Origin of the sequence: Paenibacillus sp. LBL, from assembly GCF_029893715.1 — a bacterium.
Classification (GTDB): Bacteria; Bacillota; Bacilli; order Paenibacillales; family Paenibacillaceae; genus Paenibacillus_AQ; species Paenibacillus_AQ glucanolyticus.
Genome location: NZ_JARXYU010000031.1, coordinates 1 through 19968 on the forward strand (window position 1 = coordinate 1; position 19968 = coordinate 19968).

The window sequence follows — 19968 nt, forward strand, 5'->3', positions numbered from 1 at the left end:
GCTGACATAACAAAAATCCCCTCCGGTATCCAGTATTTGAGTTCATTGTAACATGTCCTCTTTTTTCACTGTCTACCATGAGGGGATAATACCAATAGAGGCTCTCTTTTTATTTATTTATTATTATAAGTAAGACCTGGGATTACCGTATATTCGTTAACATCAAACAGTTTGGCTTTTTTCATTGATTTAATTTTGCCTTGAGTGATTTCAATGTCCCATTCTTCTCCAAAGAGCTTTTCTTCTTCAATGATTACTCTTACTCTGACCTTAAGCGTTTCCTTGGTTTGCTGAGCATCGACAATCTCATAATCAATAATGGATGGATACATACCGCCGATAGGGATCATGTCAAATCCTTCAACGGAAATTGATTTGATTAACTTATCATCACGAGTATCAAAACCTACGATATAAAGCGCAATAAGGTTTTTGACTTGTGACCAGCTACTGCTTGACATATCAAGGTTTTGATTCCAGACATCTTCCTGTACGTCTGAATTACTACTCTTTATTGAAACTGTTTGATTCTTTTGGTCCCAACTTACATTAGCACCCAGAGCCTTCGAGATGAAGCTTATTGGCACCATTACTCGATTGTTGCTCATCTGCGGGGCAACATCCGATTTAATCTGTTCGCCATTTACGACGATCTTGATTGCTCCCTTTGCAAAGGCCATCCCTACCGCAGCTGTTAAAGCGATGACTATTGCAAATAACGAAATGAATAACTTCTTTTTCATTTAATATCCCTCCACGTTAAATGTCGTACATAATAAAGACGTAAAAAATTGGATATAGTTTCAATTTTATAACCAAAAAAAATTAATTTCAATCAGTTATTGTAAATACTTTTGAAAGCAATTCCTTTTTTGGGTGAACGATGGCGTTACTTAATCTTGAAAAGCAGCAGCAGAGGATACAGGCCGGCAACGCGATTAAAGACAATATCATTGACGCTTTTCATGAGATATTGGATAGGTTTCTTAGTCTCTCGGGCTATCTTCGAGTCTTGTGCGGTCTAATTCTGTGAGATCGAGATTCTCAAGGTTGAATCCAATCCTTTTTATTTAGATCCTCACGGTCGGTAATTTAGATCCATAATGAATGCATTCTCTATATCGATCATGGACCACAGTAAACATAAAATAAACTGTCGCCAGTAGAGTACCGACGACAGTTTAAGCCTAGATAATTTCTTGAGTCTACAATGGTGGGGATTATAGGTTATTCAGAAATTGTCTCAATTTCAACCTCACTATCCCCTACTTGTTGGATATTAAATGTACCTATTTGTTTACCATTAATATCGTATAAAGGAATTGTTCGAACGCTATTCAAAGAAATGCTTTGTTGTTTAGACAATGCTTCTTTAGGGCTTTTGGGCGGTTCGGTTTCCAGGTCTTCTGCACGTATATACCCGTGAGTGCCATCAACACCAATTGCTTGAATTAAATCTGGTGCTGCGTTTGATTCCACGTTTTCTGCAGATCCATACGTCTCGCCTTTCTCGTTTACCGGGAATGTGGGAGTATGTTCTTGAGTGAGTGTACTGGCAATAGCAGAACCAAATTGCAAGCCCCCTAAAGTCACACCAAGAACAAAGGTGACACCAAGTAATACTGTTTTCTTTGTAAACTTCATTACGTTCACCATCCAATCTTAATAATTTCGAATTGCAGGAGTTGTATTTATTGAGAACTCATCGTATCCGTTACCATTATATGCTCTGGTCGAACCATTAGCTGTGTAGTTACCATTTCCACAGTTTCCACCCACAGGAATTCTCATACTCACAGTACCTGAGCCTGATGTTTCATTATAGTACCAATCATTCGAGGCACACAAACTACCATTGTAGTAGAGTTTAGTCTTTGCACCCATATAGCCAGTTGGAACACCGGTACCTGCAGGATTAGCAACATGTGCATAACCTCCAACTTGAGAGTCGCCATTATTATGTTGAATTTCGCCTTGATTTTGATAACGGTAACCGAGGATAGGGCCATATGCTTTCGCAGTGCTAAATGCTTGTGCCGCATATACAACAGACGAAATTGTTCCAATAGCCATACCCACAATGAAAACACACACAACAGTCCTTATTCGCAACTTTTTACTCAAAATTTTGTTCTCCTTCCTCCTGGTTTGCAATTTAGATATTCCAGACAACTTCAAATCGCTCATCCTTTCTGTTTAAATATGTATTTCATAGAATATAATACCATAATTGGAATGTTGAAGGAACCTATATTTTGTAATATGTTACAGTTCAAAGATTCTGAACAATCCAATAGAACGCTTTGCTTCGTGAGCGGCTCTAATACTAGAAGCATTCTAATTTTGAAAAGGTTTTTTATAAGCCAAAAGACGTAGCAGGATTAGTCGTTCGCAGTGACCATGTCCTCCATGGGAGTGCTCTTTATCGCATCTCAATATGGAAGGACAATATACTTGACTCATGGATGATTTGGGATATTTCAAAAAGCATAATGAAAAGTATTAAAATATTTAAGATACTTTTAGCAAAGAATGCACAGATCAGTTCCTTTAGCCATGGTAACAACTATAAAACTCGTGGTTGGATGATACTATAATTCTTTTGAGCAGATATAATTTACTGAAAGAAACTTAACTGTATATATATATAACGTAGAATTATGATGTTGGTTATGGATTAATTTGAAAAAATTTGAATTAATGTGATATCAATAGGTGTAGATTTCCAAATTCTTAATACCAAGAATTTATTTGTTATTAACTCCTTGAATATAAATTTCAAAAAATACAATAGAACGTCGAAAAACTCGTGTATTAGTTGCAACACGAGTAGTTCCTTTTGGTTGGGCTATTCAATGACACAACAATCCACGAAAAGCTCATATGGTATTAGCCGAGAAAGATCCGGGTTAATTTTTCCTCATTAAACCCAAGAACTACTTCCTTATCGGCTCCGTTTTGTATTACCGTATAGGGAACACCTTTGATCTGACTTTTCAATTCCAGATCTGTCATTGAGGAAACATCAACCTCCTCGAATTGAAGTTGATTATTTCTCATCCATTCCTTAATACGCATACAGTAGACACAACCCTGTCGTGTATAAACTGTTACTTTCATCTCCATGAATTTGCACTCCTTTTGGTTTTTTAGAAAAAGGGGACACTCGGATTTGAACCGAGGATGAAGGTTTTGCAGACCTTTGCCTTAACCTCTTGGCGATATCCCCTAACTTGTATAACAAAGAGTGTCTAGTCACCATAATCACAACCTGTATTCAAAAAAATCTGGATGGTTGTTGAATTATTTTCTTCTCTCACTTTAATAGTTAGTAAATTAAAGGCGAGGGAAGGAGAAGATAATGATGGATTTCCACCAATTGGTTAGTTTGTTAAATCATGAGGTTTTGGATAGCAGTGATGAGAAAAACAATGGCCTCGATATGATTCATGTACATCATTTTTGGAACCGTGGAATTTTTGGATCGGGTGTGGTTATTGCAGTCTTGGATACTGGAATTGACATGAGTCATGAAGATCTGAAGGAGAACGTGATAGGAGGACGAAACTTCACCCAGGATTACCAATATGACCCCATGCAATTTCAAGACGAACATGGGCACGGCACTCATGTAGCGGGCATCATTGCTGCGCGTAATGATATGATTGATATTGGTGTGTCTCCAAAGGCTAAACTATTGATTCTTAAGACTTTGGCGAATAACGGGAATGGACTTATCAACAATGTAATCGAAGCTATATATTATGCCATCCTTTGGAGAGGGCCCAACGGTGAAAGAGTTAACATTATAACCATGTCGTTAGGAACTAAAGTGAATAATCCATTGCTACATGATGCTATCCGTTATGCGTTAGCGCATAATATTTCGGTTGTTGCAGCTTCCGGAAATGATGGTGATGGACAAGTTACTCAAAAATATAGATACCCTGGTGCGTATCAGGAAGTCATCCAAGTAGGTGCTGTGAATAGCACAAAAAACTTAGCCAGGTTTTCTAATTCAAATGAACAACTGGATCTTGTAGCCCCAGGGGAACATATTTATTCCACCTATTTGAATAATAGCTATAAGTCTCTAAGTGGCACTTCGATGGCAGCTCCTTTTGTTGCTGGTGCTCTTGCCCTTATTATTGAGGAAAGCAAAATGTTATTTAATAGAGATTTTTCTGAACAAGAGGTATACGCACAATTGATAAAAAGTACAAAGTATCTCTTTGGCCAGCCGGCCATCGAAGGAAATGGCTTACTCAATCTTTCAAGATTCCTAGTAATCGGTTAGATTGCTGAAATTCTATATTTTTCTTTGCTGTTGAGAAAGCTAAGCGTATTTCAATTACTGGGCTGATTAGGATTTAAAAAGATGAAAAAAGAGAAAAGGCTAAAGTCTCTGAATCCCGGAGATTTTAGTCTTTTTTATATACGGACCATCTGTTTCTCTAATATCGACATCATAAGGTATGATGAAGCAAATATAGATCTTACGACAAGATGATGAATGATTGAGGAATATTAAGGGGGAGACAAGGAAATGGTAGCAGGTATTGAAATGGTAAGTTCGATGCTCTGGACCATGGCGGGGTTACTTTTAGTTTTGATCCCCATAAAATTTTATATAGAAAGGGAACAATGGTGTGAATTTTTCGCTGTATACTTTAGCGGCGAGAATGGTGAATTTCGGAAGGTTGCTATAGCCGGAATCAGTGGTGCAATTGTTATTGTTGTTGTCGGTTTGTCATTTCTCTACCAAATAACCAATTGATTAAGGAGGTTTTTTAGATGAACAAAGAAAAGAAAATCAGATCTATTGGGGAAAAGGTAAGTGCACGATATAAATCGTTCTTTAACCAAAAGTTAGAGCGAGTGCATTCTGCTTGGATTCCGTACATTCAAGCAGATGGTGAGATGCTTCCCATATATGATCCAGGTACCATAAGTGGTCAAAAAGAAGCTACCAGCAAGTACAAAGCCCTCAAACTAGCTGAAAAAACTAGGGATGAACTTGTTTCCCGTTCGAGTAAAATATGAGCAGTTTATTCTGATCAGAAATCAGGGAATATATTGTATCCTCACTAAAGAGGTGGGATAATTCAGATTGATGAGAAAAAAGTATTGCGTAGCAAAAGGACATTAAACCTTTGACTTGATTCACGAAAAATGACTGCGGTTGAAGTGCCAAATACAGTGTCTGACAAGTTGATTGTGTGGACGCGTATGGGATAGGGATTCTTTAATCGGATCTGAAGGTAAGAATTGAAATTGAATGGAGTGCAGTGAATTCTATGGCTGAACCAAGCAAACAAAGAGAAGAGGGGAGCGGGATAGACAAATTGTCTATACTTGAAGATTCCCCGCTTTTCAATCTATCTTTATCTTCAAAAGAGCTTTTTCATAGCAACATGATCGTCTGGCTGTTTCAACAATATCCGATCCTGGGAGCTGAAATTTTATCTCATTGGATCGGGGATGATGAATCGAACTATTCGCTCGAAAGAATTACGAGAGAAGAGAAAAACAGAGATATCGTTGCATATTTCCGCAGTGATACAGGAATTGAAAGAACTCTAATTATTGAAAACAAAGTAAAAAGCCATCCCAATCGATCTCAGTTGGAGAGGTATTCGGACAATGCTGCCAAGAATGATTATTTTCTGCTTCTTAGTTTATCCATTCCAAAATATATTAAAGGTGCTTCATTTCAATTGAACAACGGGGTCACTTGGTCGTTCTTAAGTTATGAAGAGCTGGCTAATCAACTAGAAACCCTAGTTGAGAAAATAAAGAAACTCAATTTTTACCATGCGCAAATATTAGGTGACTATGTTCAATTTATTCGGCAGCTACATCACATAAGTTACTTGGCTACTGTCGATATCGTAAATGATACATATAATTGGTATAGCACAAAACATCCACTGGTCTCCCAGCTGCGTAAACTTCGTATTCATGACTTATATTTGAAGCACATCCATGCCTATTTGGCTGATGAATTGGAAGTTACAATGAAGTCAAGAGTCCCTAGCTTACCTCATACCAGTGAGACTGATTGGAAAGTTACCCCGGCTGGCCATTTCTTTACAAATTCAGGATTCACAAAGGGTACGGGACTTTCGGAAATAAAATATGCTGTTGGGTTATTACGCGGAAACGTGATCATAATTGGTGTGCAATTTCAAGGAGATCAATTTAGACTTTTTATTGAATGTGAGTCGGGGGCAAATGAAATTGCAGAAAAGCTTAATGCGGCCGGTGACTGGTTCAGGTTTAATATAGGCGGGATTACTAACAACCTAGAATACCCTTCAAAGGGAACGCTATTTAATAAGTACGGAAACACGTTTCGATATCGTTACGTGAAAATAAACTCCAACACATCTATAAAACAAATAGTAGATACGGCGGTAGAGTACATAGTTCACGCATATAATAATCAATCGGAAATTCAAGTAAAACTGGGATTGGATCCTATGTAATTGAGTTTCTTCGATGAAGAGTATCAAGGTTGCCACGATAAATGAAACCACCTATTTCATACCACATGACATTTGTTCGATTAATTATCCCCCTATGCTTTCGTACAGTAAAAAGGATGGCAACAGCCATCCTTTTTTTGTTTTCCTCATATCGACTGAACCATGTATACATGATTGGAATACCCTGGTGAAAATTATATAATCTATATAAAATTATTGTAGTAGAACAGCTCATAAAGAGTAAATCAGTTGTAGTATCCGGCAGGGAGGTACAGATTATGGATATAGGTTTCTACAATAATGAGGTTATAAATATAAAGTCCCTTCTCCTCAGTACAGAAGATAAGGATAACGCTATTGACAGGTATAGGAAAATTGCAGAAAAAGGGCATATCACCTGCCCTTTTTGTATGGAGAAGTTATACCTGCGAGCTGGTGATGTTCGTGATATCCATCTAGCTCACCGTAGAGGTCGTACATGCCAAATTGCTAAAGCTTATGATACATACCAAGCTCAAGTTACCAGAGAAAATAAGAGACACTCAGTAATTAAAGAAATAATCTACACCGATCTTAAAGGGCAGGAGCGGTTTAAAACCGATTTAAGAGTCAAGTATGGGTATGAAGAAAAAGGCCATGAATCCTGGAAACACTACCCGGATATCTACCTTAACAAGAATGGAAGAGAGTTTGCGATCTGTCTCATTACAAATATTCATGAGATTGGTGATACTAAGATTGTAAATTTAATTAATAAGCGAAATAAATATTTCGTAGATAAAGGGCTTGAGACCATTTGGTTTATAGAGGAGCGGGAACTGGCGTATGATTATGATCACAGAGTATTGTTCTTATGGGAAGCCGAGTATGGCCTTGCGATAAAGACTAAGGAAGACCGCGAGTGGGATAAGCTTGTAAAAGATTTAATCGAGGAATTCCCTAATGTCAGTGTTACGGATCTTTTTGGTTATCGTTCGTACGGTTCATTAGATATTGATGTTAGAAGTTTGTATTATGTCCACTCGGAAGGGAATAACATCACAATATCTACCCATCGAATCATTTTGGATCGAAAAAAGTCACCTTACCGTGCATATGCACTAACAAAGGGATATAAACAGAATATATCATACGCACTAATAGTTGAAGACGAAATCCTCCTCTGCGATCAAGAAATCGAGGAAAAGGCCCGCTTGGAATTTGCGAATGAAGTAGCATTCAGGGTTGACGAACTTATGAATTACACTCTGGATGAATCCGAGTTGATTGTCACAGTTGGAGAGTCAATCGAATATAGAACTGAGGAAACCAGTAAGACGACTGATTTAAAGGAAGACCATGATAGGAGATTTTCTATTGACGAGGATACCTTATCAGAAGTCCTCGTCGTCGATATTGATTTTACTGATTATCTTTTAAAGGTTAAGAGGCGAACCATAACAGTTGCAGAAGCAAGGCAATTGAATCACTATGTAAGATTGAATAAGGGTGAGCTAATTCATTATGGTTTTACCATTCAGGCACTTTCTAAAATTATAGATGAATCGATCGGAAGAATAGATGATCCTGCAATTCGCACTTGGCTTGTTGATATTCAATACTTATAAATTTCACAGGTAGTCGTTTTTACAGAAAAATTATGGGATCATGGAGGATCTATGTACAAGAGAATTCAAAGAGTAACCTTTAATTCAGCAACCTTTGCAGAGCCTATTGAGAACATTCTCTTGAACCAAAATAGACATTTTCTTAAGTCGGTCGAGTATTCGCTGTGGAAAAAATACCTTAGCGTTTTTCCTGAAGCTATGGGAATTGATGATATATATGACTATATTCAATTACACCTTGGTTTCCAGAGTGATGAAGAACCACTTGAATTTGATATCCATCCACAAGTTGTTGTGGAATTATTGGATAGCATTCTGACTTCTAAGATGGAAGAAATGATGCTTGTAACAGACTTAAAGGAGCCTTCAGATATTAAACCACTTATTCCATCAGTTACTTTCAATGAGTATCTTGAATTAGATCAACAGACAGATATTCTTAGCGTTCTCGGAGTTGTTTTCGAAACGCATCTTGAAAGTTACCCAGAACTTGAGAGAAAACCATTATATTTTATTTTATACCGGTTGCGAAATAATCTATTGTACACCTTTGATGATCGAATATTTACTACGGATCATATTGGAAAGACTTTAGATAAACTCAAAAAAAAGTTCGATGCTCTTTTATTAGATTGTGTACTTTATAATCACGGAGGCGTTCTCTCAGTTAAGATTATTCAGAGTATCTATAAAAAGTGTGAAACGCTAATAATCCATTATTTTGCTTCCGAACAGAGAGTGGGGAAGCCTCTGGAAGAGGGACGTAGAATATATGATTATGTGACTGAACTTATTAAAAACTCTAGAGAATTTGAACATTTAACCGCAAGATATATCGAGATATTTGAGAATCTATTTAAAAATGAACTGAGCGAATCTGATTTGAGGGGTTGGATTAGCCTTTATTTGAGCGATTTTTACCACATTGCTTTACAATTTGCCTCACCTACCTACGAAAAAAATAGCCTTTCAGGACGTTATTTTGAAGCTGTTCGATTGGCAATAGTTGAAGCAATTCTGGAACAAGGCGATCCAGAACTAATCATAAAGACTGAATATGACGCATTACAACCTGAGCAGTTCAAACAACTATTTGACTGGATGTACGAAGAGAACCTGAAAATTGTAAATTATACAGTATGTCTGCATGTAAAGGATCTTAAAGCTGACAGCCGTTTTTCTCGACTAGACTTGAAGGATATAGAATTTATGTCGGATGCACTTTTTGAAGGATGGCAACATGGCCTTCCATTTCAAAAAAATTTTGAAAGGCCGCATCTTGTGAGGAGTTCAGAAGATCAACAGAAAGAATACATCTGGGTACTCGTACATAATATTCTGGCTGGTATCAATGACATTCAGAGCACCTATCAACTAGCAGAGGAAAAACTCACGAGCTGTCTAAGTCTATTGTATTTCTTTTCGGCGCGAGACGATGATCATAACTTTATAATAGAAGATCAATACCTGGCTTATAATCATGATAGAAAGAAAATGCATCATGCATATGCAAGTAAAAAAGGAAATATATCTGCCAAATCCATTGATGAGCTAGATCCTGAATTAGTGGATCTTTTAGTTCGCTTTCATGACACTGAACTGAAGTGGAAGGCCGATATATTACAAGCTGCTAAAAACTTCGAGCATTATTTCCGATCAATGGGTATATCAGAACAGATGAAATATCTTAAGGCTGTAATCACAAGTCTTTTTGGAAACACGCAGGACCAAAGATCGTTAGCAGCAGCTTGTTCTGTTTTCGTTTCGGGAACAAATTATAGAGGTTCTGATGTTACATTTATAGATACGAGAGCTTGGCTATTTGATGACTTCATGGAGTTCTTTATGCTTTGTGAAACCTCGGGAAAGTTTGCATTAAAAGAACGTATTATGGAACGTTTCAAAGTGTTCTGCAAGAATGTTTTTGTGACTACGTTGGTTAATTTTGATATTCTGGATAGCAACGTTCATGCAACGATTAAAGACATAGTGGATTGGCTGTACTTCGTTTATCCTAACCATCGTCCAATCAGGGAAGAGGTGCGTGACCAATGAATACTCATTCACCTACCTACGACATAATTCCCTCTCTTGATGATCTGAATGGAGAACGTTGCTATATTTATCAGTCATCTGGTTCAAAACTATTAGCACACGGAAGCTTTGTTTTCCGACAAGGATCGTCTTTTAGAAAGAATATTGAGCAGTATGCGATGGTGGCTTCAAGTCATCTGCAAAAAGACACAAATGAGTGCCGGCTAGCGCTTAAACAAATCACAAAAGAACTTAAAGACGGAATCTATAAAGTCATTGTATTAACCCAATATGATGATAATAAGTATGCATTACTAGAGATTGAGGGTATCAACTGGGAAAACAAGCGGGGGTACTTAGAAACAAAAGTCCCAATTCCAACATTAAGTATTCAACCAATAACTAAAGATGAATATATAGAAATTTCAAAAACGACTTATGAGTTTGACTGGTCGAAACTAAACGTTCCACCAGGTTGTTCAGGGACTAAACAGTCGGATGCCTTTGAGGATCTTATAAATGAATTAATTCTTCATTCTAAGGATATCGTAAATTATGCTCGGATAGGTACCGGTGTTGATCGTGCAAGAGATGGTCAATTTGAGATAAATATGGCTTCTTGGCTTCCTAAGGTTAACGCATCGACGAGATGGATCCTTCAATGTAAGTACTCGGTAGATAAGAACACGTCCTTGGCTATTGATGAAATATACAGTGAAATGATAAAGGTCCTTATGCATAAACCTGATTATTATTTACTCGTAACAAACCGGAAAATAACAAGTGATTTTCTTGACTGGTTTAACAGTGATCTTATGTTAGAGACGAATTACTTTATTCCATATAAAAAAATACTGATTCAAAGAGAAGAACTAGAAGAGCTACTCGTGCAGCCAGAGTATATACATTTGAGGAAAAAGTTCTTCGGATGAGTTATCGTTTTTGTATCTCGGCAGTTAAAGGCAGCACTAGATACTCTCATTCTACTAAGATTAGAATAGGTGAATATATTTAGAATCTTATAGTGTAGGCTCTTTTTGGTGTCTTATACTCCCCAGTTAAGGTGAACATTATGGATCGGAATTTTCGTAATTTGTGTTCAGTAATCTCTTAAATCTTTCCGATATAAAGAGTAATTGGAGAGGGGGATAAACATATACATACCGAACGTTTGAAGTCCAAGGAAGGATTCTTATTGTTACTACTAAGTGCAATTCTACTAGTAATCAGTGGTTGCTCATCGAAGGAAGATCTTGTAGCCAGCAATATTACCATTAACATTTCGGTAAAAGAAGAGTTCGATGTTGATAATCGACTCAAATTTAGTGGAACTACTAATTTACCGAATGACATGGAGCTTATTTTATCCGTGTCTGGGGAAGAGGGATACTCTTCTCAGACTAAGGTTTATATCACTAATGGTCTATTTGAAAGTGAATGGTTCACCAATAAGGGGGAGGGGCTATCACCTGGCAGCTATAATCTTCGTCTCTCATCCCCCACAGCAAATGTGCAACCCGAATCGGTCCAAGATTTGATTGGAGAACAAGGAGCAAATTTGACTGGTGAGTACGTTGTTTCCAATGACACCTGGGGAAATATGATCGAATATACATATGCATTTCATGCAGGTAGTTTCACAAGTAGTTCAACAGATGAAGATGAAGAGATTTGGGAAACAGTTGATGAATTTTTGGCTTCGGGGCAATACGCTCTCGTAAGGGATTTCATTGATCAGATTCCCAACCCAAGCTATGATCTTCAGATGATGCATCACTTGGCCATGTACCATATTTATGGTCAGGGAGGAGAGACGGAGAAGTCATTTGAGTCTTTGTACAGCATACCGAGCAGCTATAGTGGTCGAAATGAGGACTTGATAGCCTATGAGAAAAGTTTGTACACAGATATCATAGACAGTAAAGACAGTAAAGAAGACAGTGACTTTAATATTTATGGAGAATACCAACCAGTAGAGAGTATGACACCTGAGGAAATACAAGCCGAATTAGAAGCAATCTTGAAAGAATCAATACCCGACAATTAACAAATATACCCAATGATACAATGTTTTGATGATTAGGAACATCAGAAGTTAAAGATCTTTTTGCTTCTGGTAATTCGACATCTCGATCTGATTATCAAGTAAAATGGAGACTAAACCTAAATCGAAGGAACCTACAAAATTAAAGTGGTTGTAAATGATGGTGTGGCCGTCCGAATGGACGGCCTTTTAATATACAGCTGAATAGTCATTAAAGGATAAGGCGGCATTGAAGTAAGGAGGGAAATCGTTGACATTCAAGTAAGAATGATCGTAGTTTTATATCTCGAAACAATTCTTCGTCTTTTCTCTTGGATTTTTCTTCTCAGTCTTGGGCTTCTCCTAAGGACTGAGCTCTTTTTTCAGCAACTTAATCGACCCCACCGAATCATGGGGAGCACTAACAATCTGATCAACTCTTTGTCTACACCCTTAGCTGACTCTCCGACAAGTGCATCTGAAACTCTAACGAAATAAACCCAACATACCGCTAGTTAGGAGCAGTATGCCGGTTCCGACAAGCATTAGGCGTCGTCGCGAGTTCCTCGCAGACTGAGGGGGACGATTTCACTGAACCACCATCCAGCTGCTGGAGTTTGCAGCCTAATTTCCAAATTGCTGTAATTTTGAACAGTTCCTTTTTTGGGGATAATAACGGCAGGAATGTCGGTTAAGCTATTGCGATAAAGGCGGGCAGCTGTATTCAGCACACCTTTATTAAAAAAGGCATCGCGATCAGGACTATCAAATCCATCGACCTGGAATCGTAGAATTGTATTCGGGTTATATCTTTTTGTATCTTTATTGAATACCGTTCCACCTTTGAAATACAGGACGTAACTGTTTTTCTGGTCTTTAACCATCAGGTTCTTGATCGAAGGTCGGTTATTGAACCATTTGAGCGTATTGATCGGCTTGATTAACCCAAGGTTAGGGTCATTCGGATCAGTAAGGTCGATGGCAATAAGTGCGTCGAGCTTGCCTTGATACAGTCCGTCTTTTGACGTGATGGTCATACGTTCTTCTTTCCACATTTCTTCGACCGAGGCCTTTCTAGCATGTCTCAGATCGGCTTCCGTGGTTACCCACATTTCCGGCATCACGGTGAAGATGTTTGTTCCATGCCATGCGATTTCAGCACTGCCGACCGCATACTTATCGACGTGGAGGTCAGTGCCGTTTTTCTTGGAAAGAATTCGTTCGATCACAACGATCGCCTGTGCACGCGTGGTCATCCCTTTCGGAGCGATCTGCCCTATACCGACGCCTTTAATAAGACCGGCTTTCGTAGCGAGATACATCCATTTGTCATCTTCTTTTGTCGTTTCTCCGATCGCACGAGCTACAACGCGGGCCATTTCTTCACGTGTCATGACTTTCGTCCAAGCGGCTTCGTTATCGTTGAAATCGGCGGATGCGTAAAGGCCTGCTTTGCTTGCAGCTTCAACGTACTCCGTGTACCATTTACTGCTTGCTGGCGTGGTCTCAAGTTCCAGGGCCGAGACGACCATCTTCACGAATTCCGCGCGTGTGACACTGGCGTCTGGCTTAAATGTACCGTTCGTGTATCCATCGACATAGCCTTTGGAAACGGCTTTGGTAATGGCGCTAGCGCCCCAGTGGGTCGATTTCACATCGAAAAATTGAGTTGTAGCGGCTTGAGCGTTAGGTGTCTTGATGCACATCATACTCACCATAAGTGCTGATGCCAGTGCGATTCCTGCAATTTTGATGAATTGTTTTTTCATGGTACTCTCTCCTTTTGATTAGGCGCTCTTAATTTGGGAGAACGCTCCTTTATATTTATCGTCATCATGGGCTTAGCAATTTGCTTTTCTATATACTAAAAGGTAAATAACCATACCTTGCCACGCCTTATTCGTTCTCAAATCATTCTTCTACGCGTCCCATGGCTTCGAAACGACGTGATCGTGATATTGAATTCTGTTCTTAGTGGGACAGATACGCGTTAACGTATCGATCAGAAGAATGGGTTATTAAATTTCAGGCACTGAAATCCATAAACTGAGGTAATCATTGTATACGGATCCTGCAGAGGGTTGGAATATCAAAACTGAAGTGAAAGCTTGAAGACCACTTGGGATTTCATCCAAAGTGGTCTTCATTTAGTTTAGAATTCTGTTTTTTACTTTTTTTCGTTTTTATCAGGAACTTGTTTGATAGCGGAACCTTAGATGGAAAGAACGACAAGATTACCGTTACTTTTCAAAAGAAATTCTACACCTTGGACCCCAAAAATCAAATCGTTTGGAATAACCGCACATACTACCCTACCAGAAAACTTGTGACTGGTATCGGTCTAAAACTATTGACCAAAAGCAACGAGCAGGCTGCAGATGATTGGAAGGAGTTTCAAATCATCGAATAGCGATCGGACGTATTCAAGTTACTCTAAAACAATAGAGAATCGCTAGGTAAACGGAGAAGACTAACGAAAGCCCACCTCACGAGGTGGGTTTTCGTTTAGTTTTCGACTGATCAAACAAAATAGTATGTTCGGGTGTTTGGGACGGTTTGGGCTACGAAATTCGGATATTCGATCTTGGGAATTTGAGGCGTATGGTCCTGAACAGTGAGCATCAGATATCCGGATTCGTAGTTGATCAATGAGTAAAGGACACATTCTCGTTAGTGATGTGTCCTTTACTTATGTTATCAGCATCCATAATGAAACAAAATTAAATTGAAACTATTCATATCTTAAATTCGGATTAACTATCCTCTATTAACAGCATTTAAACGATATTTCGATAAATTTTGTGTGAATCCCGGTTATGTTATTACGTTTCAGAGAAGTTCTTGGAAATAGACTACAAACGAAACGTTAGAAAAATCATAACTAAGTTCATAATAGATGCGTTATTTATTGGAGAGGGATGATTACACCGACTAGGTTGATAAAACTTAATACCTCAATCTACTAATATATTACTTGTTTTACAAATATAAACTATTGTGTTAAGGTTGTTTTGTAAACACTTCCAATTGTTAGGGGGTTGTGAGATAGTACGATACATTTACTAAAGTTTCATAAATAACGATTGAGGAGGATTTTTCAATGAAAAAAATGCTTGTAACAATGTTGGTAGTTATATTGACATCTGTAGGTTTACATACTGGTAGTGTCTCTAATGTAGAGGCTGCTGAAAACGATTGGGTAAATGGATTTCCGCCATATTCTGAAATTGTGAATACAGACTCAATTCTAAGTGAACTTACTGAGGAAGAATATCACGAGGCAGTAAGAAATGCTATTCCTATAGAATCATTGATGGTAGAACCCACAGAAACTCAACCAGAAGGAAATATTAAACCTATGGCTAATATGTCTTGGGCTTTTGATAATTTGCAACCACCCGGTCCATCTGGTGGGGCCCACTTCTCAGGTGAATTCACTTCTTCAGCAACTAAATTCAAGATTACTGTTGTTCAGTGGGCTACTAATAGTAACAAAGCCCCCTCTGTGAATTATACACTCGTCAACAGAGATTACTTTGGAACGCCAGCCCTCATCTATGGGAGATTTACACATACGAACGAAACAAAAGAGATATGGAACGTACCTCCTGGTACATACCAAGTAATGGTAACAAATTTGAACGATTTTCCAATTTCAGGGAATGGATATATTGATGCTATCTTTTAAGTATTTCCTCAACAACAAATAACATCTTAGAAGGGGTGAGTGATCATGAATAAGAAGTTTTTAAGAAGAACTATAATCATTGCATCATGTTGTTTTGTATTAATGAGCGCTTTTTTTATAATCAGAGAACTTATAGATAATAAGCAAGTTATAGACTCGACTATTAATGACACCACTCCACCAAAAAAAGCATTACCAGATTGGCAAATTGAATACGACAGAAAAGCTCGAACAGAACCGGTGGAAAGTGTAGCAACTGAACATGGAGAATTTTATTATGCACCTTTTCCAAAACAATTTCCACGAGAGGAAGTTGTTAGAGGAGATATTGGTGAGGAAGTGACCGAAGATACAAAACAGTTGATAATAAGAGGATATTATTACGAAAAAAAATAAAAATAATATCATCGTATACGGATTTCTCCGGTCTAACCTTCAAAGATGAAGGCTAGAAAGTGAAAAGCTTTCCAAGAAGCAAGCGGGACTGACCCTATTGCGTGAACAAAAACACCTTCAAGAGATGTCCATGTTTTTAGAAATGGAGACAACCTTGGAGGTGTTTTTGCGCACCTATATATCAAACTCTGAGGATGCCGATAAAGGATGAAAAAAGGAAGAGGAGCAAGATCAACTCACTTACTGGGTTCTAGACCTTAGGGATTAACTATTCGCTCTAATAACAGAATTTCAACTGTCGGCCTTGTTTACCGAATGACGTCGATCCTCTTGTGCAATATGAGTATAGATCATAGTCGTGTTCATATCGGAATGACCGAGCTGCTCCTTTAACTTGGCAAGATCATTATTCTCCTGATGAAACTTCGTCGCAAATGTATGACGCAGTTTGTGGATCGTCAAAGCAGGCCGGCCGAACGAATCAACGTACCGCTCAAGCATTTTCTGCGCGGCCCGAACGGTCAGGCGGCTAACGGTTCCGCTCGGTCCAGTGGGGAGGGAGAGGAACACGGCCGTCTGGTTGTCACCGACGCGGTAACGGTTTTTTCGTATCGCCACATAGGACTGGAGATCCTGAAGTGCAATATCGCTAATCGTTACGCTGTCCTTTTTATTGCCTTTTCGAGTCACAGAGACTTTTGCTTTCAACCAGTCGATATCGTCAAGATCAAGCGAGAGGGCTTCTGATATGCGGAGTCCGGACCCTAGAATAAGGCTGACCAAAGCCAAATCCCGTTCCTTGTTTTTTATATGGGAGTTAAAGATACGCTTGTTGGGCTCACATACGCCCTGGAAGCCTTCAGCTACAAACACTCGAAAATCAAAAATTTCATCATCTCGCAGAATTTTATCCTCGATACGAGCCGCCTTTTTCTCCACTGTGAGTTTTTCCTTGTCGGCCTCGACCTTAATCATGACATTCCGCTTCAGGTAAGGAAATCCTTGATCATCTTCCGAAATCTGCGACAGGAAATGGAATAACGATTTGAGAGAGGCGAATTTACGTGCAATCGTATCCTTTGAATTTCCATGTTCAATCGAAAGGAAATCAGCGTATCGTTCGACGTCTGCTGCTCGAAGGCTCTCCAGCACATCAAGCGGGAGATCCCCGCGCTCCCCTTGGTAGAAGCCCTCGGAGATGAGCCAATTGAAGAATGAGATATAATCAAGACTGTAATTCAGCAGCGTATTTGGCGACTTCTTGCGCTTGCTGCGCTCTATGTATTCCTGGGCGTACCACGGGAGTTCGATCATTTTGCTGTCGGTTTTTTTGAATAGGCGTTTACGTTCGTCGATGTGCATTGTGACCTCCACAAGTTCAAAGTTAATAACGCATACATTGGTAAATTTCGAATTGCGTAAGGGATTGGCCTCTACCGTGAAGGTCAGCACATTTAATCCCGTAGGAGACCCTTCGTATGACGAGCACTCCGGAAAGAACTCTTTCAATCTTCAATATGTCGGTCCGGTCATACCGGGATTAGAACTCGGTGTGTTTGAGCTCTTCACGTATCAAGGTGCTTTGGATTCAATCCGTATCGACGAAGTTGACCTGGAATACGCGGACGGCACCAAAGAAACCGTCGTCTACAATCGCACGACTAAGGACGATAGCGGGCTCAATAATAGATAGGGAAGTTTATTGCAACTTGCTTAGTATTCATGTAAGAGGAAAGAACATACATATCCATTTAAGTCCGCGTTTTACGCGGATTTTTTTTGGTTTGAATTTTGTTCTTTGTCTCGTAATTTAGATTGAAATATCTTCGAGTGTATATCATGATATTGAATGTTTATGGTGAACAAACTATATTTTTATCGATGTCAGATGAGGTACTAGATCCGATTTCAGTCGTTCAACTAACGGGGAACACTAGTTCAAATCATAAAGATTAAATCCTTCTATTAGAAGCAAACTAGATTTAATAGCTCTAATTAGGAGGTTTTGTTATGATCTAAATTAAACCTGGTGTCGATGGACAAGAACATTTCCCAAAGAGAGTCGCTATTTTAGCGGCTTTTTTTGTTTTATCGGTACAAGTTCTTGTCCCGAGTCGAGGACAAGAACTTGTACCGATTGCCGTAAAGGACAAGAACATGAACCGATTACCGATTAGATAAGTATCTAACTAAGTTTTCATGCAATTCATTAAGCTAACGGGCAGGAAAGTTCAATCGTTTCGTGAGAACCTTCAAGTATATAAATTCATGAAAGCAGGGAAGTACATGAAACACGTGGAATAAATATACAAATTATCAGTATTAGGGGGTTGTGAAATGACATTTCCGACACATATTGTATCGGCAGGCGGAATTGTAGAAGATGGAAATGGAAATATCCTATTAGTAAAAGCCCATGACGACGGTTGGGTATATCCTGGTGGGATAACAGAAGTTGGAGAAAACCTGATTGATGGTGTGATCCGTGAAATTAAAGAGGAAAGTGGAATAGACGCCATTGTTAGCCATTTAATTAGTGTTGTTTCGAATACAGCGATCCATAAGTGGTATGATGGTGAAACTGATGTTCCTACGAAGGTCATGTTAGATTTCGTGTGCAAAGCTGTGGGTGGCGTCACTGCGACAACGTCAGAATGTAATGTCAAGCTTCAAAGGAATGTTTAGTTGTAAGGCTACAACTCTCAAGACATATGTACAAAATACGAGTTTTGTGAAATAGACTCTCGGGAAAACTTAGTAATCATTGATTTCATACAAAAACCTTCAGACAGAGGATATTATTTTGTGGTTGGTTCTCACTCATCTGTTTCTAGGCCCTTATTGGTCTTTCTAGTTGCTTCTTAGTTGCTTCTTAGTTGCTTCTTAGTTGCTTCTTAGTTGCTTCTTAGTTGCTTCTTAGTTGCTTCTTAGTTGCTTCTTAGTTGCTTCTTTAAACTTACTCTAAACGGAACATTCAGTTCGTCGTCGATGTGGTATTTAAGTTCGGTTTTCCAAAGTTCATAAACAGATTACATGATACGTCTAAATTACCGATTCCGCATTCCTTGCTTGGTTGTTCAAAGGTTTTTTCTTTCGAGTTCAATTCCAATTACATTCCAATTACTGTAAATATTCGTGTGGTTACATATACAACTATAACCATTTTTAAACCTACTATACATAACAAGACATAACAAGTCGTCTCACCAAGGTACCCAACTCAGTAAATAAAAAAGCCGCGGATTCCCGCGACTTCTTCAACGAAGGTGCATAAACCAAACTCGCCCTATTTGCTTATCCTCTTCCCCATACCATATTCCACATGCGTCTGCGATGATATCCATTTTGAGGATCGACGCCGCATTCCATAAGCCACTTCGCTGCATTTTCTTTTTGACAAGGAGTAACCGGTACTCCCAAGCAATTGGACAATTCATCAATCATCCCGCAGCACCTGTTATAGTCTCGCAAATCCTCGCAGCGTTTCTTGCAGAGAATTCCATACACTTGATGAAAGTATCTCGGATTCATCATTTTGCCTCGAAACGTTCCCATTAGTTCAGGATCAAGATATGCCATCTGCCTTCTCCTTTCGCAAGCTTCTTTTCATTCTCCTCAGGATTGAATAATAAATACAGTAAACGCTTATTGTTAGCTGGTTCCGCTTCCGACAATTCGTCGGTAATAAAAGCATATGCTATGTTTCCAATATGGACAGGGTGTATAACCAGA

The 19968-nt window shown here is 38.8% G+C and carries 19 protein-coding genes and 1 tRNA gene; 12 read left to right on the plus strand and 8 right to left on the minus strand.

All coding sequences use genetic code 11. The features are described from left to right. Positions 1 to 113 precede the first annotated feature (113 nt). The 5 genes from M2277_RS30735 to M2277_RS30755 form a co-directional block, all read right to left on the minus strand. Entirely contained in the window at positions 114 to 743 is a 630-nt protein-coding gene (locus M2277_RS30735) for a copper amine oxidase N-terminal domain-containing protein (protein WP_063477355.1), read from the minus strand. Between the two features lie 484 nt (positions 744 to 1227). Then, entirely contained in the window at positions 1228 to 1644 is a 417-nt protein-coding gene (locus tag M2277_RS30740) for a hypothetical protein (protein WP_063477354.1), read from the minus strand. Between the two features lie 18 nt (positions 1645 to 1662). After that, positions 1663 to 2124 carry a hypothetical protein gene (locus M2277_RS30745; protein WP_076153587.1) on the minus strand — a complete coding sequence of 154 codons (462 nt, stop codon included), beginning with the start codon at positions 2122 to 2124 and terminating at the stop codon, positions 1663 to 1665. A gap of 765 nt (positions 2125 to 2889) precedes the next feature. Next, complete coding sequence (locus M2277_RS30750; protein ID WP_063477352.1) at positions 2890 to 3126, minus strand: glutaredoxin family protein; 237 nt, start codon at positions 3124 to 3126, stop codon at positions 2890 to 2892. Between the two features lie 31 nt (positions 3127 to 3157). Next, positions 3158 to 3229: transfer RNA gene (locus M2277_RS30755), tRNA-Cys, on the minus strand. A gap of 132 nt (positions 3230 to 3361) precedes the next feature. Here M2277_RS30755 and M2277_RS30760 point away from each other — a divergent pair. From M2277_RS30760 to M2277_RS30795, 8 genes are all read left to right on the plus strand, one after another. Then, complete coding sequence (locus M2277_RS30760; RefSeq protein WP_063477351.1) at positions 3362 to 4297, plus strand: S8 family peptidase; 936 nt, start codon at positions 3362 to 3364, stop codon at positions 4295 to 4297. Positions 4298 to 4546: 249 nt separating this feature from the next. Next, positions 4547 to 4777, plus strand: a complete 231-nt coding sequence (locus M2277_RS30765; protein WP_063477350.1) for a hypothetical protein — start codon at positions 4547 to 4549, stop codon at positions 4775 to 4777. Positions 4778 to 4794: 17 nt separating this feature from the next. Then, positions 4795 to 5043 carry a hypothetical protein gene (locus M2277_RS30770; protein WP_063477349.1) on the plus strand — a complete coding sequence of 83 codons (249 nt, stop codon included), beginning with the start codon at positions 4795 to 4797 and terminating at the stop codon, positions 5041 to 5043. Positions 5044 to 5297: 254 nt separating this feature from the next. Next, entirely contained in the window at positions 5298 to 6488 is a 1191-nt protein-coding gene (locus tag M2277_RS30775) for a PD-(D/E)XK nuclease family protein (RefSeq protein WP_063477348.1), read from the plus strand. A gap of 278 nt (positions 6489 to 6766) precedes the next feature. Then, a complete protein-coding gene (locus tag M2277_RS30780; RefSeq protein ID WP_063477347.1) occupies positions 6767 to 8095 on the plus strand; it encodes a competence protein CoiA family protein in 1329 nt (442 codons plus the stop codon). A 51-nt stretch (positions 8096 to 8146) separates the two neighbouring features. Further along, the gene (locus M2277_RS30785; protein WP_063477346.1) at positions 8147 to 10150 is read left to right on the plus strand and encodes a hypothetical protein; all 2004 of its coding nucleotides are present in this window, start codon (positions 8147 to 8149) and stop codon (positions 10148 to 10150) included. Then, positions 10147 to 11061: a hypothetical protein gene (locus M2277_RS30790; protein ID WP_063477345.1), complete on the plus strand. Its 915-nt coding sequence runs from the start codon at positions 10147 to 10149 to the stop codon at positions 11059 to 11061. Before M2277_RS30785 ends, M2277_RS30790 begins: the two co-directional genes overlap by 4 nt. Positions 11062 to 11324: 263 nt before the next feature. After that, positions 11325 to 12176, plus strand: coding sequence for a hypothetical protein (locus tag M2277_RS30795; RefSeq protein WP_063477344.1), 852 nt, complete (start codon positions 11325 to 11327; stop codon positions 12174 to 12176). A 521-nt stretch (positions 12177 to 12697) separates the two neighbouring features. On the opposite strand, the gene M2277_RS30800 is transcribed toward M2277_RS30795, so the two are convergent. Beyond that, complete coding sequence (locus M2277_RS30800) at positions 12698 to 13921, minus strand: S-layer homology domain-containing protein (protein WP_063477343.1); 1224 nt, start codon at positions 13919 to 13921, stop codon at positions 12698 to 12700. A gap of 1331 nt (positions 13922 to 15252) precedes the next feature. Here M2277_RS30800 and M2277_RS30805 point away from each other — a divergent pair. Both M2277_RS30805 and M2277_RS30810 read left to right on the plus strand, forming a co-directional pair. Next, on the plus strand, positions 15253 to 15840 hold the full coding sequence (locus M2277_RS30805) for a hypothetical protein (RefSeq protein ID WP_063477341.1): 588 nt from the start codon (positions 15253 to 15255) through the stop codon (positions 15838 to 15840). Positions 15841 to 15885: 45 nt separating this feature from the next. Then, positions 15886 to 16236 (plus strand): hypothetical protein, encoded by a 351-nt coding sequence (locus M2277_RS30810; RefSeq protein ID WP_063477340.1) that lies wholly within the window; start codon positions 15886 to 15888, stop codon positions 16234 to 16236. A gap of 291 nt (positions 16237 to 16527) precedes the next feature. On the opposite strand, the gene xerS is transcribed toward M2277_RS30810, so the two are convergent. Next, positions 16528 to 17598, minus strand: coding sequence for a tyrosine recombinase XerS (gene xerS, locus M2277_RS30815; RefSeq protein WP_063477339.1), 1071 nt, complete (start codon positions 17596 to 17598; stop codon positions 16528 to 16530). Between the two features lie 52 nt (positions 17599 to 17650). Between xerS and M2277_RS30820 the strand changes: the two genes are divergently transcribed. Together M2277_RS30820 and M2277_RS30825 are read left to right on the plus strand one after the other, a co-directional pair. Beyond that, a complete protein-coding gene (locus M2277_RS30820) occupies positions 17651 to 17929 on the plus strand; it encodes a hypothetical protein (RefSeq protein WP_280756358.1) in 279 nt (92 codons plus the stop codon). 644 nt (positions 17930 to 18573) lie between these two features. Further along, positions 18574 to 18921: an NUDIX domain-containing protein gene (locus M2277_RS30825; RefSeq protein WP_280756359.1), complete on the plus strand. Its 348-nt coding sequence runs from the start codon at positions 18574 to 18576 to the stop codon at positions 18919 to 18921. Between the two features lie 609 nt (positions 18922 to 19530). On the opposite strand, the gene M2277_RS30830 is transcribed toward M2277_RS30825, so the two are convergent. Further along, the gene (locus tag M2277_RS30830; protein ID WP_036639133.1) at positions 19531 to 19815 is read right to left on the minus strand and encodes a hypothetical protein; all 285 of its coding nucleotides are present in this window, start codon (positions 19813 to 19815) and stop codon (positions 19531 to 19533) included. Positions 19816 to 19968: the final 153 nt, after the last annotated feature.

What these genes read in the sequence shown, in the direction of transcription:
- M2277_RS30735 (WP_063477355.1), bottom strand. Translation starts at nt 743, where the DNA reads ATGAAAAAGAAGTTATTCATTTCGTTATTTGCAATAGTCATCGCTTTA.
- M2277_RS30740 (WP_063477354.1), bottom strand. Translation starts at nt 1,644, where the DNA reads ATGAAGTTTACAAAGAAAACAGTATTACTTGGTGTCACCTTTGTTCTT.
- M2277_RS30750 (WP_063477352.1), bottom strand. Translation starts at nt 3,126, where the DNA reads ATGGAGATGAAAGTAACAGTTTATACACGACAGGGTTGTGTCTACTGT.
- M2277_RS30760 (WP_063477351.1), top strand. Translation starts at nt 3,362, where the DNA reads ATGATGGATTTCCACCAATTGGTTAGTTTGTTAAATCATGAGGTTTTG.
- M2277_RS30765 (WP_063477350.1), top strand. Translation starts at nt 4,547, where the DNA reads ATGGTAGCAGGTATTGAAATGGTAAGTTCGATGCTCTGGACCATGGCG.
- M2277_RS30770 (WP_063477349.1), top strand. Translation starts at nt 4,795, where the DNA reads ATGAACAAAGAAAAGAAAATCAGATCTATTGGGGAAAAGGTAAGTGCA.
- M2277_RS30775 (WP_063477348.1), top strand. Translation starts at nt 5,298, where the DNA reads ATGGCTGAACCAAGCAAACAAAGAGAAGAGGGGAGCGGGATAGACAAA.
- M2277_RS30780 (WP_063477347.1), top strand. Translation starts at nt 6,767, where the DNA reads ATGGATATAGGTTTCTACAATAATGAGGTTATAAATATAAAGTCCCTT.
- M2277_RS30785 (WP_063477346.1), top strand. Translation starts at nt 8,147, where the DNA reads ATGTACAAGAGAATTCAAAGAGTAACCTTTAATTCAGCAACCTTTGCA.
- M2277_RS30790 (WP_063477345.1), top strand. Translation starts at nt 10,147, where the DNA reads ATGAATACTCATTCACCTACCTACGACATAATTCCCTCTCTTGATGAT.
- M2277_RS30800 (WP_063477343.1), bottom strand. Translation starts at nt 13,921, where the DNA reads ATGAAAAAACAATTCATCAAAATTGCAGGAATCGCACTGGCATCAGCA.
- M2277_RS30805 (WP_063477341.1), top strand. Translation starts at nt 15,253, where the DNA reads ATGAAAAAAATGCTTGTAACAATGTTGGTAGTTATATTGACATCTGTA.
- M2277_RS30810 (WP_063477340.1), top strand. Translation starts at nt 15,886, where the DNA reads ATGAATAAGAAGTTTTTAAGAAGAACTATAATCATTGCATCATGTTGT.
- xerS (WP_063477339.1), bottom strand. Translation starts at nt 17,598, where the DNA reads ATGCACATCGACGAACGTAAACGCCTATTCAAAAAAACCGACAGCAAA.
- M2277_RS30825 (WP_280756359.1), top strand. Translation starts at nt 18,574, where the DNA reads ATGACATTTCCGACACATATTGTATCGGCAGGCGGAATTGTAGAAGAT.
- M2277_RS30830 (WP_036639133.1), bottom strand. Translation starts at nt 19,815, where the DNA reads ATGGCATATCTTGATCCTGAACTAATGGGAACGTTTCGAGGCAAAATG.